This is a genomic window from Lysinibacillus sp. NPDC096418 (assembly GCF_044762775.1).
Classification (GTDB): domain Bacteria; phylum Bacillota; class Bacilli; order Bacillales_A; family Planococcaceae; genus Lysinibacillus.
This window is the reverse complement of the sequence record NZ_JBIWEY010000019.1, coordinates 1-17,434: the sequence shown is the minus strand read 5'-3', so window position 1 is coordinate 17,434 and position 17,434 is coordinate 1. Positions and strand designations below refer to the sequence as shown.

At 36.9% G+C, this 17,434-nt stretch carries 18 protein-coding genes and 1 pseudogene; 8 read left to right on the top strand and 11 right to left on the bottom strand.

The features are described 5' to 3' along the window. Positions 1-62: 62 nt before the first annotated feature. A complete protein-coding gene (locus tag ACIQZG_RS14480; protein ID WP_402756110.1) occupies positions 63-1,502 on the bottom strand; it encodes a DHA2 family efflux MFS transporter permease subunit in 1,440 nt (479 codons plus the stop codon). Between the two features lie 166 nt (positions 1,503-1,668). Between ACIQZG_RS14480 and ACIQZG_RS14475 the strand changes: the two genes are divergently transcribed. Next, on the top strand, positions 1,669-2,223 hold the full coding sequence (locus tag ACIQZG_RS14475) for a TetR/AcrR family transcriptional regulator (protein WP_402756108.1): 555 nt from the start codon (positions 1,669-1,671) through the stop codon (positions 2,221-2,223). Positions 2,224-2,265: 42 nt separating this feature from the next. Here ACIQZG_RS14475 and ACIQZG_RS14470 read toward each other — a convergent pair whose 3' ends face one another. The 3 genes from ACIQZG_RS14470 to ACIQZG_RS14460 form a co-directional block, all read right to left on the bottom strand. After that, a complete protein-coding gene (locus ACIQZG_RS14470) occupies positions 2,266-3,522 on the bottom strand; it encodes an MFS transporter (RefSeq protein ID WP_402756106.1) in 1,257 nt (418 codons plus the stop codon). A 46-nt stretch (positions 3,523-3,568) separates the two neighbouring features. Next, on the bottom strand, positions 3,569-3,823 hold the full coding sequence (locus ACIQZG_RS14465; protein ID WP_402756104.1) for a hypothetical protein: 255 nt from the start codon (positions 3,821-3,823) through the stop codon (positions 3,569-3,571). Between the two features lie 244 nt (positions 3,824-4,067). Beyond that, entirely contained in the window at positions 4,068-4,655 is a 588-nt protein-coding gene (locus ACIQZG_RS14460) for an NAD(P)H-dependent oxidoreductase (RefSeq protein ID WP_402756103.1), read from the bottom strand. 118 nt (positions 4,656-4,773) lie between these two features. Between ACIQZG_RS14460 and ACIQZG_RS14455 the strand changes: the two genes are divergently transcribed. Continuing rightward, complete coding sequence (locus tag ACIQZG_RS14455) at positions 4,774-5,205, top strand: MarR family winged helix-turn-helix transcriptional regulator (RefSeq protein ID WP_402756102.1); 432 nt, start codon at positions 4,774-4,776, stop codon at positions 5,203-5,205. A 167-nt stretch (positions 5,206-5,372) separates the two neighbouring features. Beyond that, entirely contained in the window at positions 5,373-6,167 is a 795-nt protein-coding gene (locus ACIQZG_RS14450) for a YqcI/YcgG family protein (protein WP_402756101.1), read from the top strand. Here the strand turns inward: ACIQZG_RS14450 and ACIQZG_RS14445 are convergent. Together ACIQZG_RS14445 and ACIQZG_RS14440 are read right to left on the bottom strand one after the other, a co-directional pair. Beyond that, complete coding sequence (locus ACIQZG_RS14445) at positions 6,096-7,418, bottom strand: amino acid permease (protein WP_402756100.1); 1,323 nt, start codon at positions 7,416-7,418, stop codon at positions 6,096-6,098. The genes ACIQZG_RS14450 and ACIQZG_RS14445 overlap by 72 nt on opposite strands. 3 nt (positions 7,419-7,421) lie before the next feature. Beyond that, positions 7,422-8,360 carry an arginine deiminase family protein gene (locus ACIQZG_RS14440; protein ID WP_402756099.1) on the bottom strand — a complete coding sequence of 313 codons (939 nt, stop codon included), beginning with the start codon at positions 8,358-8,360 and terminating at the stop codon, positions 7,422-7,424. A gap of 150 nt (positions 8,361-8,510) precedes the next feature. Here ACIQZG_RS14440 and ACIQZG_RS14435 point away from each other — a divergent pair, with 150 nt between their 5' ends. Further along, the gene (locus ACIQZG_RS14435; RefSeq protein WP_402756098.1) at positions 8,511-9,245 is read left to right on the top strand and encodes a glucose 1-dehydrogenase; all 735 of its coding nucleotides are present in this window, start codon (positions 8,511-8,513) and stop codon (positions 9,243-9,245) included. 660 nt (positions 9,246-9,905) lie between these two features. Then, positions 9,906-10,397 carry a hypothetical protein gene (locus ACIQZG_RS14430; RefSeq protein WP_402756096.1) on the top strand — a complete coding sequence of 164 codons (492 nt, stop codon included), beginning with the start codon at positions 9,906-9,908 and terminating at the stop codon, positions 10,395-10,397. Between the two features lie 102 nt (positions 10,398-10,499). Here the strand turns inward: ACIQZG_RS14430 and ACIQZG_RS14425 are convergent, their stop codons facing one another. Together ACIQZG_RS14425 and ACIQZG_RS14420 are read right to left on the bottom strand one after the other, a co-directional pair. Beyond that, positions 10,500-11,267, bottom strand: a complete 768-nt coding sequence (locus ACIQZG_RS14425) for a CPBP family intramembrane glutamic endopeptidase (protein WP_402756094.1) — start codon at positions 11,265-11,267, stop codon at positions 10,500-10,502. 294 nt (positions 11,268-11,561) lie between these two features. After that, positions 11,562-12,356 (bottom strand): MerR family transcriptional regulator, encoded by a 795-nt coding sequence (locus tag ACIQZG_RS14420; RefSeq protein WP_402756092.1) that lies wholly within the window; start codon positions 12,354-12,356, stop codon positions 11,562-11,564. Positions 12,357-13,000: 644 nt separating this feature from the next. Here ACIQZG_RS14420 and ACIQZG_RS14415 point away from each other — a divergent pair. Continuing rightward, positions 13,001-13,396, top strand: a complete 396-nt coding sequence (locus ACIQZG_RS14415; protein WP_402756090.1) for a hypothetical protein — start codon at positions 13,001-13,003, stop codon at positions 13,394-13,396. A gap of 104 nt (positions 13,397-13,500) precedes the next feature. On the opposite strand, the gene ACIQZG_RS14410 is transcribed toward ACIQZG_RS14415, so the two are convergent. Then, on the bottom strand, positions 13,501-13,779 hold the full coding sequence (locus ACIQZG_RS14410) for a hypothetical protein (protein WP_402756088.1): 279 nt from the start codon (positions 13,777-13,779) through the stop codon (positions 13,501-13,503). 461 nt (positions 13,780-14,240) lie between these two features. Here ACIQZG_RS14410 and ACIQZG_RS14405 point away from each other — a divergent pair, with 461 nt between their 5' ends. Both ACIQZG_RS14405 and ACIQZG_RS14400 read left to right on the top strand, forming a co-directional pair. Further along, positions 14,241-15,017 (top strand): YgaP family membrane protein, encoded by a 777-nt coding sequence (locus tag ACIQZG_RS14405; RefSeq protein ID WP_402756087.1) that lies wholly within the window; start codon positions 14,241-14,243, stop codon positions 15,015-15,017. A gap of 143 nt (positions 15,018-15,160) precedes the next feature. Then, the gene (locus ACIQZG_RS14400; protein ID WP_402756085.1) at positions 15,161-15,952 is read left to right on the top strand and encodes a formate/nitrite transporter family protein; all 792 of its coding nucleotides are present in this window, start codon (positions 15,161-15,163) and stop codon (positions 15,950-15,952) included. A gap of 234 nt (positions 15,953-16,186) precedes the next feature. Here the strand turns inward: ACIQZG_RS14400 and ACIQZG_RS14395 are convergent, their stop codons facing one another. Then, positions 16,187-16,627, bottom strand: a complete 441-nt coding sequence (locus tag ACIQZG_RS14395) for a cell wall hydrolase (protein ID WP_402756083.1) — start codon at positions 16,625-16,627, stop codon at positions 16,187-16,189. A 618-nt stretch (positions 16,628-17,245) separates the two neighbouring features. After that, a pseudogene (locus ACIQZG_RS14390) lies at positions 17,246-17,434 on the bottom strand (group II intron reverse transcriptase/maturase); the annotation flags it as partial.

The following is a 17,434-nucleotide window of genomic DNA, read 5'->3' as shown; positions in this document are numbered from 1 at the left end:
ACCTCTCATTTTCAAAGGTCCGTTGTCTTATTTGTTGAAAATATAATGACATACTATCAAACTTAATTTGCATCAATTTGCTTACTTTTTGAAGGCACAAAAAATGTAATAGCAAGTGCGATCATTGCCAATATTGTCATGAAATGATAAGCATCGCCGGAACCTAAAATGGAGGAAAGTGAACGAATCATATCCTCACTAGCTCCTGCATTCTCCTGTATTAAAGAAGAGGCATGATGTGTAGATTGTGCCGTATAAATCGTAATGACTACTGCCGTCCCAATTGCACCAGCTAGTTGACGAACTGTATTATTGATTGCTGAGCCATGCATTCCAAGTTCTTTAGGTAACGCATTCAGCCCTGCTGTATTCAATGGCATTGTAATAAAGCTTAAACCGATACGAAGGAAAATCGTACGTATCATTATATACAAATAAGTTGTAGATTCTGTTAAATCCGTTACAGCCCACATAGAGGGGATGATAAACAGTAAACCAACAATAAATAAAGGCTTTGCACCAAATCGGTCATATAATTTACCGGTAACGGGTGACATAAAGGCATTCACAAGTGCCCCTGGTAATAATAACAGTCCTGCATCAAATGCTGTAAATCCTCGACCATTTTGCAAATAAATCGGCAGTAAAATCATATCCGCATACATCATTATCGTTATTATCACGTTTAAGAGCGTAGTAATTGCGAACACATTATTTTTAAAGACAGATAAATTTAACAGTGGCTCCTCTGATTTGAATTGGCGAATACAGAAAATAACTGTAATCATTAAACCAATTGCTAATGAAAGCACAACAACGACATCATCCCAGCCTTTACTACCAGCATTACTAAAGCCATATAAAATCAAACCAAACCCAATCGTAGACAAAATAATACTGAGCACATCAAGTTTTGCTTTAGATGTTTCAGATACATTTACTAAATACTTCAATGCCAGTAAAATAACGATTACGACAAGTACAGATAATCCAATAAATAACCAACGCCAAGAATGATATTCTATGACAAAACCTGATAACGTCGGTGCAATGGCCGGCGCAAAAATAATCGCTAATCCTAAGAGCCCCATAGCACTACCACGTTTTTCTGCTGGGAAAATAACCAACACGACACCCATCATTAGCGGCATAATAATTCCAGCACCTGCAGCCTGAATCATACGTCCAGCTAAAAGTACCCCAAAGTTTGGCGCGGATGCACAGATGATAGAGCCAAATAACAAAAACAGCATTGCGCTGATAAATAATTGACGCGTTGTAAAACGTTTCATTAAATACGCAGTAGTCGGCACTAAAACCCCATTAACAAGCATAAAGCCGGTTGCAAGCCATTGTACGGTTGGCGCTGTTACATTAAAGACTTCCATCAGGCTACTTAAGGCCACATTTAATAATGTTTGATTCATTGTCGATAAAAAACAACCTAAAATTAATACCGTTATCAATATTCCTTTATTGATTTCTGTATTTGTTTTTTGCATATATGAAATCCTTTCTTCATTGCTTCATCAACACATAGTCGATAAAATAAATGATAACAGCATAATTATAGGTTGCATATTTACAATATTTACGAAACTGTCGACTAAACAACGAATTAGGAATTACTGTTGATAAAATCAAAAATAATAGATGAAGAGGGATAAAATGTCTAACCATAAAAAACAGGATCCTCGTGCATTACGTTCTAAAAAGATGTTGAAGAATGCGCTATTTTCGTTACTTGCTGAAAATCAGGAGATTTCTCAACTAACAGTGCAAAAAATTACGAGTCGTGCTGAGCTTAATCGTGCTACGTTTTATTTACACTATGACGATATTAATGATTTATTACGTAAAATAGTTCAAGAAATCTTCTACGAACTGTCGTTGAAAGTTGAACCATTACTTCACGTGAAGAACATGGACAATCATGATCACTTGACGGCATTTTTAGATTACATTTATGAATACCGAAAAATTTTCGCTGTATTGATTGAGCAGACAGCGTTCAAAGACAGCTTATTTAAACTAATAAAAAATATGGTACAAATGAGACGACAAGAGAGAAACATTACGGAGACGGAAAATACTGTTGCTATTGAAATTATTGCCGCATCACTTTTAGGTATTATTACTTGGTGGATTAAAGATGGTATTCAATATAGTTCCGAATATATTGCAAAGCAAATTACCTCCATGTACAAAAAGAATCCGCTATAGGGAGATTACAGCAATAAATCGAAAATAGTATGTTGAGTCACATCATACTTCGCTATCAGCATTTTTCCATATCCTATGCGTCACTATAGTCATTAACACCATCGCCAAGCTTATAAATAGAATCGGAAGGTAAATTTGCATGCTAAAGGTTTCAAAAACAACGCCATAAATAACTTGACCGATTGGCACCATACATTGTGAAATAGCCATAATAATTGCCATGACCTTTCCTAAATTTTCATTTGGCGTCTTCTTTTGCACGATCGTAATGACAAAAATTGAAATAATCGTCACGTCCATTGCGATCAAAAGTGCACATAGTATAAATAGCGTAAATGATGGATAGTATCCCATCTCAAGTACAAAAGGCATAATCGACAAAGCCATTGGTGCAAGCAATAAAGCAACGACTAAAACCCATAGATACATCGTCTTAACATGTAACTTTTTCGCAAAAAAGCCCATACATAATGCGCCCAAAATCGTGGCAAAATCAATTAACCCCATTCCTATGCCATACATAGTATCACTACTATCCATTGTGACGCGTAAAATGATGGGCGCCCCCACCACAAATAACGGGGTAAGAATCAAATTCAACAACGCAGCCAACATCATACATTTAAGAATAAAAGAATCTTTTACAACGAATGTAAAACCGATTTTCAAGTCGCTCAAAATGGTCGGTACAATATGACCGTGCTGTTCTCTTTTCACAAATGGAATCTTCATAAACATCTCAACGATCGCTGATAAGAAAAAAAAGATACAACTGATTACAACAAGCATTTCTAAGCCCACTAGACCATATAAAACTCCCCCTAATACAGGTGCCGCCACATTCGACAAGGCTTGAATACCATTGACGATCCCATTCGCCTGTTCCAGTCGATTCTCTTGAACGAGCTGCGGTATACTCGCCATAACTGCAGGTGCATACATGGCGCTAATCAACGCCAGTAGTGTCATCACAATGCCTATGATAAAAACCGAATCATTCCCCACTGATAACAATAGAAAAAAACAAAAAACTATAAAACTACTTATAAAATCAAATATCACCATTAAATTACGGCGATTAAACCGATCCGCAATGGCCCCACCAAGTGGTGACAGTAAAAATGGAAGACTTGAAATCGCAAACAAAATAGCAAAAAGATCAGCACGCCCCGTAATATCTAAAACATAAAGTGCGAGTGCAAATCGTAAGAGGGCAGAACCTAAAATAGAAACCATTTGTCCAATTACCATCAAGTTGAAATCTTTAGAGAAAGGTTTAAGACCGATATTATCTTGCATCACATATGCACCTACCATTCAATTTTTATAGACCGAGCGTCCGTCATCATAAATCAAAAAAATTTGAAACAGGCATATACGAACATAGTCGTTCTATCCCCCATTTATTCAACGTCTTATAGCTGTGCAAAAAACATCTCCTATAGCCCTTTTTAGTACCAAGAGCAGTCTCTATTATGGTAATAAATACCTCAACCTTTTGCAATGCTTCTTGTGGTTTCCATTGAAACAGACCTTCATCAAAAATAACCTCTACTGAGGCAAGGAGAAACGCCACTGTTTCATTTCGATATGACGTCATATAAATATTTTCTTAGATTCCTTGCCGAATAACCTCCGTTAAAATAGATAGTACTAAACTTTTCTGAAGAATTTCTGCATTATTCAGTTTATGAAACTGCTTATTTATTTTTACTTTTTGCTCCAAGCTTTTTAGTGGTCATTTAAAATTTAGTAAACCGCAAGTTTCTAGAGTGAACCATAAAAAACAAGTGGTAGTCAGCTCTCCTTTACTACCACTTGTGAATGTTCTTCCATTCATATTTTTAATAGACAACCTTTTTAAAGTACTGATAGACTTTTTCTAGTTTTTTCGTATGTCCCCCTTTTAAACTCTCCATATTGCCGAATTCAAAAAACTTCACTTTTTTTATGCCAACAAAATTGAAAACTGCTTTTCTCATCAATATTTTATGTGCATTATTCAACCATAGAAGTGGATACTTTGTTGGTCCCTTCATCGTCGATACACAAACAACAGATTTTCCCGCTAAAAGTCCATCTGGAAACAGCCCTTTTTTATCCCTATAAGCAAAATTTGCAGCAAACAATTGATCGATATATCCCATTAGCATTGCAGGGGGTCTGCCCCACCAGATTGGATAGACAAAAACAATCTTATCTGCCCAGGTAATTTGTTCTCTGTATTTCTCAAGTTGTGGATCACGATACATATCCCGTCTACGCTTATGCTCGTTAAATTCTAATAGTGGATTAAATTTTTCTGCATACAAATCTACAACTTGTATTTCCTTTATGTATGGATTTTCTTCACACCCCTTGATAACTTCCTGTAAAAAAGCATAATTTAAACTTTTGTGATTTGGATGCGTGTAAATAATTAACGTTTTCATGACATCCCCCATTACTTATCATTTGATAAGTAAATAATAACCCCTCTTCAATTAGTTGTCAATTGATAATTGTTTTATGATAAGTTTTTTGTTATCTTGTCAGTAAGAGGTGAAATTTATGGACAAGAAAGCCCTATTTAATAAATTCGTATCGTTTACTGCATCCGTTCATCACGTAACACATGATTTAACACAAAACATAAAAACAGATGACATTACATCCGTTCAATATAAAATTCTTGAAAATATCAAAGTCAGTCAACCTGTAACGCCAACCGAAATTAGTGAATGTATGCATATGTCTATGCCTAATACGAGCAGGGAATTAAAGAAATTATATGAAAAAAATTTAATAGAAAAGATAACTGATCAAGAAGACCGCCGAAAACAATATATTCGTCTTGCAAAAGATGGAGAGATCATGATGGACGAAGCGTTTGCCACAATCGAGCTTCGTTTCCAGCAACTACTACAAAATATTTCGAAAGAAGATTTAGCTGAAATCGACCAGGCAATAGACGTTTTGCAAAGAAAGGTATTCAATCCGTAAGGTCGGCAAACAGATATTATAGAGCGGTCCCCTGCACTATAAATCACTTCAGGCATTATCGGAGCATTCCTTCGCATTTCCCTCTTTTAACGACGTTCCATATTCAGTCTGTCACCCATTTCTACCTTCTTTAATAGCCTAGTACTGTATGGAAGGTGGAGGTTCTAGTGAGTAAAGTTTTTGAAAAGATTTGGTTAGACGAGCAAGTAAACACCCTACCCTCATGGCAACAAAATACTTATCAAGCCTTTGTAGACCTGATTGCAAGTGATGAAAATATATATCCGTGCATTCCTGCACGACAAGGTTTTTTATCAAACCAGCTACGTTTCTGTTTTATCGGAGATCCACGCAAAAAACATTCAGCGAAAGAACTCGCTGATTGTATTAGGGAGTATGGGGAAATTGCACGGTATGCAGGGAAATATACGTCACTTGCAGTTTTCTTTGAAACGCCTAAGGAGGTGCTTGAAGGCTTTGATATAGAGGATTACAGGAGCTTATTTTGGAACACCTTAAACAGATTGTCTGCTTTAGATGACAGTAATTGGCCAGGAGATATTCCTACCGATCCATCACATCATGCGTGGGAATTTTGTTTTGATGGGGAACCTTATTTTGTTTTTTGTGCGACCCCTGCGCATACACGACGAAAAAGTCGTTATTTCCCATCACTGTTACTGGCATTTCAGCCGCGTTTTGTGTTTACGGAAATTAACGACTCTACTGTATATGGTCGGAAATTGAAAATGCTGATACGTCAGCGTATTTGTGACTATGACGGGATTCCAGGTCATCCCGATTTGAAATGGTATGGGCAAGAAGACAATCATGAGTGGAAGCAGTATTTTCTAAGTGATGATGACCACAGCGCCCCCAAGTGCCCCTTTCTAAGAATGCAACAACTTTCCCTTCCTCACCTTAAGAAAAGTAGCGACTCCTATCAAAACAATGAAAAATAGACTTACATAAAACCCTATTCTACTAATTTTTTCTCCTAATGTTCCCGAGACAGTTATAATAATTAGCAGCATCCCAACAATCGTTTTCACTCGATCCAATTTGGAAACTTTCATCAGTTTCATGTACGTCACTAAAATAAAAAACCAATTATAAATTAACATCAGTCCTGCTGCCGTTACCATGTATTCGAATATTTTCTCTGGTATTAAGAAGCCAATTAGTATAGTAATAACTAATCCACCTGCTATAAAAAGAATGCCAGATAGTGGTACTTTCATTTTCCCTCTTTTGGCTAAAAAAGCTGGGGCATCATGGTCTTCTGCAAGTGAAGTTAATATCGTCAGCACACCATACAACGAGGCAACCATGGTCGAGAAGCCTGCAATAATGAGAATGCCATTGAAGATATCTGTCACAAAAGGAAGCTGAAATTTTTCAAGTGCTGTAATAAATGGACTCTCTTCTATTTTTAAGTTCTTCCATGAAACGAGCGCCAAAGCAAGACCAATCGAGACAACATAAATAATGGTCAGTCCAACTATCATTACCTTCCCTGCTTTGGGTGCTTGCTTTGGATTTTTTAATTCGATCACTAATAAACCCATGACCTCAATGCCGCCGAACGCGTAAAATGCATAGAGGAGCGCCAACCATATTCCCCGATAGCCTTCGGAAAAGAAGTTTTTATAGGTATCCACCAGTGAATGAACGTCACTGGATTGCCCATTTAGCCCCTTAACTATTATAACTACAGCAACAACGATGAACATGACTATAGCAGCCATCTTCATGACACCAAAAATATTTTGAAATTTTCCAAACCCTTTGCTACCTGTAAGAATAACAAGCAACCCTAGCACAGCAAAAATCGATGTCCCGATCCATAAGGGGAGCGCAGGAAACCAAAACTGTGTGAATATCCCCAATGCCATAAGCTGACTACCCATAATTAACATTTCCGAAATTAAATAGACCCAGCCATTACTAAATCCTGCCCAATCACCAAACGCATTTTTTGCATAAGAACGAAAAGACCCTTTATCAGGATTATCAACCGACATCTTCACAAGTGCATCATAGACGATGTATGTGCCGATTGCAGCTAATAGAAAAACAATTAATACAGCAGGTCCACTTTTCTTAATAGCTATACTGGATCCAAGAAAAAATCCCGTTCCGATTGTACATCCTACTCCGAGAAGGGAAAGCTGCCACCACCGCATCCGACCTTTGTTTATTTTTGACTCCATTCCCTATTTCCGCCTTAGTGGTAAGGTCATACAGCGGATGCCCCCACCAGCTTTCTCTAGCTCGCTTACTTCAATTTCTATAAGTTTTTTCTTTTGCAATAATGGATGTTTTTTAAAGATTTGCCTCATTGTTTTCTTGCTAATCAATAATGTCTCTGGATCTAGATTGAGGAAGTTAATGTCAGGAATCGTATTATATTTTTCTAGCCAATAGGCCTCAAAGCCATGTCGATTTAGAAATTGTTCGGTCATTTCAAATCGAGCGCCAGTCTCCGTCAATACATGCACCGGAAAATAACGCATGAAGCTCTTAGCAATCACTAAATTCTCATTTGCTACATTACAATTCATATCCAAATGTAATGTATCTGAGCTCCTTGGTAAATCAATGATGCCTATTTCCGAAAAACCAGCTTTAAAGATTTTCCCCTTCATTTTTCCCACGCCCTCGATGCTCGTACGAGTGCCTATATTGATGAACACAGCATCTTTATTCAAAATTATAACATCTCCGAACTCTAGCGCTTCCCCACTATTCTTGTCATTTCTAATAAAGCTTTCAGGGAACCACTTTTCCATCTGTAGATGAGCATGAACATACTCCGGACGTCTGAGCGAAATCCCCGCTTCTCCTGGTAAAATAATATTACCAAATACACAAGCCAGATCACGTACAAAAAATCGGTTAATCAGCTGTTCACTCAATTTTTTGATATCTGGTGCTAGCTCTTTTGAGTAGTCAATCACCTTCACCCCAGCATCTTCTAATGCCCCTTTAAATTCCATGAAATTCTCCAAAGCTTTTACATGATGTACCGGCGCACTCCACTGCACATTCTCGGCAGTCTTTAAATCCGGGACGTCCAACTTCGATGGTGCACAAAGCATAACTACCTTAAGCTCCCCATATTCTGACCAACAATTTGGTTGAAATGACAACATAATCTATTCTCCCCTTTTTTAGTTCCTATTCATTGTTAGCCTTACCATCAGCAATAGGATTATGCAAAAAGCATGAACATTTCCATGCCTATCTATTTACACAAAATAATTTTGAATTATAAAATTCCAGGTGATAGGGAGAGGTTTTACATGGGGCGTTTAGCTGGAAAAGCAGCAATTATTACAGGTGGAGCACGCGGTATGGGTGAATCACACGTGCGTAAATTTATCTCAGAAGGTGCAAAAGTAGTACTTACAGATTTAAATGAAGAAGCCGGAACAACATTAGCGCAAGAACTTGGCGAAAATGCAAAATTCATCAAACAAGATGTTTCTAGCGAAGCAGATTGGGCAAACATTGTTGCTGAAACTGAAAACGCTTTTGGTCCAGTCAATATTTTAGTATACAACGCTGGTATTAGTATCGCCTCTTCTATCGCACAAATGACAGTAGAGCAATATCGAAAAATCGTTGACATCAACCAAGTGTCCGTATTCCTAGGCATGAAAGCAATTTTACCTTCTATGCAAAAAACAGAAAGTGGTTCAATTGTGAACATTTCTTCAATGAACGGATTAGTAGCTGGTGCTATTGGTTACACGGATACAAAATTTGCTGTACGTGGTATGACCAAGGCTGCTGTAATAGAATTTGCTCATTACGGCATTCGTGTCAACTCTATACATCCAGGTATTATCGAAACGCCAATGGTTACAGAAAGTGATGCAATTGACCAAATTCGAGCACTAGCTAACCATGTTCCTTTAAAACGCCTAGCACAATCGGAAGAAGTATCCAACCTAGTATTATTCCTAGCATCAGACGAATCAAGCTATTCCACTGGCTCAGAATTTGTAATTGATGGCGGCTTAACTGCACAATAGTGAACTCCTCCCTTTTCAATACAACTGCATATTGTTTCTCATAAATTTATAAAAACAATTAAATGTATAAAAGCCCAGCAATATATAGTTTTGACTTATATATTGCTGGGCTATTTAGTTTGTCTGAATTTTATCTAAAATAATAAATTATTCCTCGACATATAACTATCTAATCTTTACCTAATCACTATATCTATTAAAAAATACTAGATAAATATGATTGAACAGAGTTAGGTAAAATCTGATAGAATAATCCTTTATATTTAATATCAAGTAAACCGGCAATAATAATGAGTACCATAATTATTGCTATCATCGGTTTCTTATTCTTCTTTGAAAACCACTTCAATTCGTTCGCCTCCACTAAAAATTAATACGATCGTTCACATTTTCATTATATAACGATAAAGACTACATTTATATAATTATTGAAGGCAATTACTATTCTCTTAGTAAACATTAGATGTGTTATTGAAACACTTTATCCAACTCTATTGGAGAACCGATACGGGCTAAATGATATTTATCGGTAAAATGATTTGTCACGCATATTAGAAATGTTACATAAATTAAAACCATACTGTACAAAATGTTTTTACACCAATTGAAGATTTTTAATCTCCCCTTTTTAACAACAATTTCAAAAAGAAAGGAATGGCTATGGTGAATTTTAAATCTTTTCGTGGGATTGTTACGCAGATAAATGATTTTATGACTGGGCAAAATGGAGAAGGAGAAGGTTGTTACAAGCTAATGACTATAGAAGATGGACGTGGCGGCATCGTTAATTTTGTCATCTCCCCTTCTACTTACTTCGTAAATCATGAAATCGTGACGGTAGGAAATCACATTACAGGATATTACGACGGAGATGCACCAGTACCTTTAATATACCCGCCACAATATCGCGCGCTAATCGTTGTTAAGGAAAACAACTATCAACAAGTAAAAGTAGACTTTTTCAATGGCCAATTGGTGAGTAGTGATGGCCAACTAAAATTAAATCTCTCTCCCTACACCCCTATCTTTCTAACGAATGGGCAACCCTTTTCAAAAAATCCTGCAAATCGAAGCCTCATTGTGATTTACGGACCTACGACAAGAAGTATACCTGCCCAAACCACACCTTATAAAATTATTGTTTGGTGCTAAATTTATAACTAGAGAAATGTCTTACTTACATTGTTGCCACAACTTCTGTCTTAAGCCTTTCCTGACTAGTTACTATTTGAAGGAAACACCAGTTTAAATTTTTTACTGGTATAAGCACTTTTTATAATTAACTAGAACTATAATTACAGCGACTATTACATATAATAGTGCAGTAATTGTAAGCGTATTAAGGATATCTCCAACTTGAATCCCCATATAATAATTGAAAAATTGATGAATTATAATAGGAATCATAAGATTATGATTTAAGTTGTAAAATGCGGTAATGATGATTGAAATAGCAACAATAGCACTCAAAAAACAAATGATATATTGTACCAATAGTAATCCTGAATACCCCGACAGCAGCCATAACGGTGTATGCCAGAAACCCCAAGCCATTCCAACAATTATAGCTGCTTTTAATGGACTGAATCTTTTCTGTAACTCATTTAACACAAATCCCCTCCACCCTAATTCCTCCCCAAGTGGACCAAGAATTAAATTGTAGCCAAATAAAATAAGAAAAGAAGTCGTTAATTGTTCGGATATAGGTATATTCCACACTTTGTTTGTAATGAAGAGACTAACAACTAAGATCAAAAATTGAACTAAAACAACACTTATTATTGTGGATATTCTGATCTTTTCACTGAATTGACTTTTGATAAAGTTCCATAGATTCCCTTGAGGGTAGATTTTATAGAACATTATTACAAAGACAAATGTAGCCGACCATGATGCTAACACTTTTAATATGCCTACTACATGCTGAGACTTAAATAAAAACATCGACAGCACTGTGACAAGAAGAAACACAAAGAACATACAATACGTCCATAAAATATACTTTTTGATTACTCCATTCAAACTTAACACCCTCCTACATATAAAAAACCAACAGAACAGTTTGCACTCGTTCCATTGGTTTTAAAGTTAAACTATGGTGTTACCCCCAGGTCAATAAAATTTTGAATCGTGCAAGCACAATTCAAAGTCTGTGACATCCGCCGGAGGCTTTATCTCCATTCAGCCGGCTTTTGAAGGCTCACGGAAAAAGGTTAAAACAGCGTTCATCTCGTCATAAAGCTAGATGGAGTTTTCTGTACCTGTCGCTATGCTTTCGGTACATGAATACATTTGCTGAATGAAGATAGAAGTATTTTAATCCTCAACTGGAATATATATTTCTAAAAAGGCCCTTTCTTTGTTATCCAGATATGTAATAAGGCGAGTAGTAATAAAAGCAACCCCTTTTATTTTAAGTCCTTGTTCATTTCCCCATTGTAAAGTAGCCTCAATAACTTGATCCGTAATATCATTTTCGCCATTTTGATATCTACCATCCTCGACAATTGTATAAATGCATTTAGCATATGGTAAATAACCCCCACTTTTGGTTTTATGCTTTTCCACAATATACATCTTTGAATCTAGCAACCCATTTTCGTCAATCGTAAATTCCCTCATAATTTTGCTTAAAATATCGTCCTTCATCATATCCATGCTTTTCAATATAGTCGGATACTCCATAAAGGAGAAAAAGTCCGAAAACTCGCCAATTACTTGAAAGCTTGGAAGTTCCCTGATGGAATATCGATTTAAGTGTTCTTTTAATTCCTGACAAAATTCTTTTGTTTCTTGTATTTTTTGAAGCATATAATTATTATTTCGTATGGTCTCTTCTAATTGCTCAGCCTTACTTTCTAATAACGATTCCAATTCTTCTATTGCGATTCCTTCTTGTAATTTTCGAACTTCTTTCATCGACAAATTTCTCTTTTTATAAAAATCTGCAACTAATAATGCATAGATGTCAAAATCATTATATTTGCGATAATTATTTGTTTCATCTTGGTTTGGTTTTACAATTCCCCTTTCCTCATAATATCTCAGCGCATCTCTTGATACACCTAGAATTTCTAATAATTGACTCGTCTTATATGTATTCCTTTCCATTTCATAGTGCCTCCTAGAGCTATATTATAAAATATTAGATATAACGAACACTTCCCAATTTTTATGAACAGCGAATAACTGCATGCTCAATGTCTTTATGCATGATTAAAACATTATTATCATCATCAACTTGATATATAATTTCTTCAGTATTCAAACATTTAAACAGAGATTCTCTCAATTATTCGTTCATATTTTCATGGTTTGCGAATATAACAAATTCATCTTGTCGATTACATCCGGTAACCAAACTTAGTATCAATATACTTACAATTATCCGTTTAAATTCTCCCAAATCACTTTCCTCCTGAAAATACGTTACTGAAACTCACTGACACCATTGAAACTTCAACATAAAGCATTCCAAGAGATAGTAAACGTAGTGGTATCCATAAAAAACATAACCAACGTCTCAACTTTTAATTCCTCCTTTGAGAAAGGACTCTATTTTCAATTTATTACTCTAAATGATCAAATACCATTCAAGTAATTTACACAAAGCAAAATAAAAAGACAGAGTCTGCTCTTTTGATTAAAATGAATACTTTTGCAGATCGTATCTGTATTATGAATGGATCAATTCTTTAGCAATTCGCTCCGGTATGTGAAGGGAACGCTCTGGTCAGTCACCTATTCGCTCCAGTATGCAAAGGGAACGCTTTGGTCAGTCACCTATTCGCTCCAGTATGCAAAGGGAACGCTCTGGTCAGTCACCTATTCGCTCCGGTATGCGAAGGGAACGATCAGATCAGCCACGTTTTCGCTCCGGTATACAAAGGGAACGCTCTGGTCAGTCACCTATTCGCTCCGGTATGCAAAGAGAACGCTCTGGTCAGTCACCTATTCGCTCCAGTATGCGAAGGGAACGATCAGATCAGCCACGTTTTCGCTCCGGTATACAAAGGGAACGCTCTGGTCAGTCACCTATTCGCTCGGGTATACAAAGAGAACACTCTGATCAGGAGTCAAGTGCTGGACTAAGGCTTGGGGACGATTACAAGCTAATGAAAATGACTAGTGTTTTTTCTCGTGGCAGATAATTGAGGTGAATTTGCTCATTATGAATTATTATAAAGATAATTTACAGAGTTTAACAACAACACCCTCGAGCTTCTTGTACATAGCTCGAGGGTATTGCTTCAATTTACTGCTCTTTTATATTGTTCTGTACTTCATGTAATTCATGTCTAATTTGTTCGAGCAGTTCTTTATTTTGCTGCACCATATCCAAATGCTCTCCATGTTGTACTGCATTTGCGAATGAGTTTTCAGCATGAAAAATTTGATCAAATGCATGCTCAACAGCCATCTCCTCTGGATGTTGCTTCGCATGTTTCAACAAACGGTATGCTTTTTGAACAGAGTTTCCAAATAAAGTACTTGGGTGATCCTGTTTCCAACTTGTTTCTGTACGTTTTCCCAACTTTTTCATTCCTCCCTGCCAATAGATAAACGACCTAGACATAGTATTGTAAAAAGTTCAGAGAATATGCACGAATGATTTTTCGAATACTATGTGAACAAAACAACAACTTCACTAAATACCAATACCCTAATTACTCTTGATAACATTAAGTTTACTCGCAAAGCGAACATCCTTTACTCTTGTTTATCTCCCGACAAACTCACATAAATTACCATAAAAATGTCATAAAAAAGCCCCACTTTTTTGCTTTCATTTTTTAAGGTTTTCTCTTAAAATTAGGTGTTGTCAGACGTCCGGTCTCTGTGCTGAATGCGAATAAAACGAAAGCATTGGGGGATTCTAAAGCTGAAATGGAGGAGTTTGTTTTTCTACATGAATTGCTACTTCAGACACTCTTCCATGTCAGTTGAATAGTTTTCAACGCTCATTCGAAAATTCAGGTAGGAGGGTCCATACAGATGACACATACTCAACAAAATCTCAGCCCAAGAAATGCTTTTGCCCGTTTCATGGCAGGTTCAGCAATGCTAGCATACGGTGCAGCACGGATTGCACGTGATCCGGAAAGCAGTGGTGGGCGACTGCTCATTTTGTTAGGTTCCATGAAAGCTGCAGAAGGCGTCACAAAGTTTTGCCCAGTAAAAGCGATGAATTCATCCATTACGAGTAGCAACATGCTTCAACAAATGGCTAGTGGAAACGCTTCTCAAAATGCATCTGCTAGTACTGGAGCTACGTCGAACAGCAACATGCAATCTGGACAGATGAGTGAAAATATTATGCAGATTGTCGAAAATATTATGCAAATGTTTGCTGGAGGAACAGCAGCTCAAAGTGCAATGGCCGGGGCCCAGAGTATGAGCGGTAGTACTGGACAAGCTACTGCAAATAGTAGTTACTCTCAGCAGAGTGGATCTGCTACTCAAACAATTGCAAATATCGCGCAAACTGTTGCACCACAAGTTGGACAAATTTTGAACGATGTGGCAAGTATTGCCGGATCACAAAATATGGCAGAAACAAATAGCAACGGGAATTCTGCTACGAGTAGTACGCCGAATGGAAATGCGAATTCTAAGAATACTGCAAGTAATAATTCAAATAGCAATAATAGCGCGAATACGAATAGCAGCAGTACTCAGTCTTCCTCTTCTAAAAGTAGTGGCAACAACCAGGTAAATTCTTCAAGTAACAACAAAGCAAATACGAATACAACAACCAAGAATAAGGCTTGAAGAAACAATAATAATCAAAACGCGTGTCACCGCTCATTGCGGCGACATGTTTTCTACCAAATGCTATGTATTAAAATACAAACGCAGACAAAGTAAGACGATTGGATTAAACCAATCTAAATTAAATAGTGTGGTGATTTTAATTGGAAAAAGAAGCATTATCGAAAATAGAAGCATTGGCCTTAAAACGATTATTTATCCATCAAAGTAGTTCTTTTAACTATCTATTAAGAGCAATTCTTGCAAGTTTATTCATTGGTTTTGGAGTTATTGTAGCGTTTAAGACGGGGAATTTCTTTTACGCAGAACATTCTCCATTAGCATATCCCGTTGCAGCATTAACATTTGGTGTAGCGATAATCTTGATTTATTATGGCGGTGGCGATTTGTTCACAGGAGACACTTTCTACTATACATATGCTGCCTTACGCAAGCAGATGGCATGGAAAGATGTCGGTAAGCTATGGATGTATAGCTATGTCGGAAATATTATTGGCGCCATTCTATTTGCTCTTTTGATTTATGCGACTGGGCTTTTCAAAGATCCTTCAGTAAATGGCTTTTTAATAAGTGTCGCCGAAGGAAAAACCTTAGTCTCGACGTCTGAATTATTCTTCCGGGGTATTCTTTGTAACTGGCTTGTATGCCTTGCCTTTTTCCTACCTTATGGAGCAAAGGGCGATGGTCCAAAAATGTTTATCATGATGCTACTTGTTTTTTGTTTCTTTATATCTGGTTACGAACATAGTATCGCAAATTTTGTTACCTTTTCTATTTCTATTGCAACTCAACATCCTAATGCTGTTACTGTGAGTGGCATTCTTCACAATATTATTCCTGTTACAATTGGAAATATTATTGGTGGGGCATTATTTATGGCCTTCAAGTATCACTACTTGAACAAACCATTTATGGTAGAAGATGAGGATGAATAAAAAATACTTCATCAGAATTCAATAGCAAAACCCTATAAAACGACAAGCAGGAACATAATTGACATTTATAATATGTTCCTGTTTTTTGTTTTTATTATGAAGATAAATATTTTTATAATAAAGGCTCCGTATTAAGAGAAAAGATGAGTAGATTATGGAAGATGTTCAGTATACAACTTTAAAGAAGCGAGGCTTTCAATACACATCAAGAATTAATAACAGCTCTTAGACAACCTAACCGTTATAAACACTACCACACGTATCAGGAGCTGGTTCATAGAAACAATGATTTTTAAATTGACCAGTAAAAGGTTGACCATACCATGTTGGAGGACAAGGAGCATAGGGATTAAAATACCAAAGGGCATATTTCGCTGGATGTTGTCTCCAATACTCCAAATTCTGTTTTGCTAATCTTTTTTCAGAGGATCTCGCTCTTTGATAAAATAAATTCCCTTTTTGTACAGCTTCAAAAGAAAAATTTCCTCCTTGCACCTGATAAATGACATCTTCAATTGTTCTTACATCTTGAAAGTCTAAACAATTTGCTACAGCACGATTCACAATTACATTGCCAACATATAACATCCCTTGATTCCCTTCACCCACGGCTTCCGCTCTCATCATCCTTGCCATTAAACTAACGTCTGCATCTCGGTATTTAACTCTTGGCATTTTTTCACCTCAAAACATTATATGAAAGAAAAACTACATTGTTGTCATTGTTAATAATATAAAAATGCCTACAGATAAAAATCATGGAATTCTTTTCATACCTTAATTAGCGGATTCCGGATCGACTTTGACCTGCCACACAATTAAATATTCTTTTAGCACGTCATACCCAGCCAGCCTTATTAAATTTTCTATCCACCCTAGTAGGTCTTGTACGCACGTCCGTCAAGTGCTCATAGTTATTGGCTATTTAACGAAGTTGGACGAGCCGAATGGACAAATGACTTGTCAGAGATATACACCGGAAAGAGACCTACTATAACAAGAAGAGATAAACATTGTTTTAGCAGCTTAAACACCACACCCTGCAAATCCATAGATGTAAGAGAGGGAGAAGAAAGGACTAATTTAACAGGTGGTGAGAAAAATGCCCTAAAGCGCTCACTCACATCCTATAGCTGTTAACGAGCTCGAAGTAAAAGTATGCGCTCCACCACTTTTGTTCGAGGGAACAGACCGCGATAAATTTATAGTTTCCTGAGCAATCGAGTAGGAGGGAGTGATTAACTCCCGACCCCTCACACCACCGTACGTACGGTTCCGTATACGGCGGTTCAACTAAGATGCATAACGCAAATTTTCATAACGAACTTGCAGACTTTTCAGCCCTTGGCTTTCCCAATAGGAATTGCCGAGGGTTCTGTCTAGTATCGGGCTTTTGGATATTCTCCAGTAACTTTTACGTGAGTTGCCCCATTCGTAAGCCTTTCCTTTCGAGGCGCCTAACCCTATGAGTTTTCTCACCTT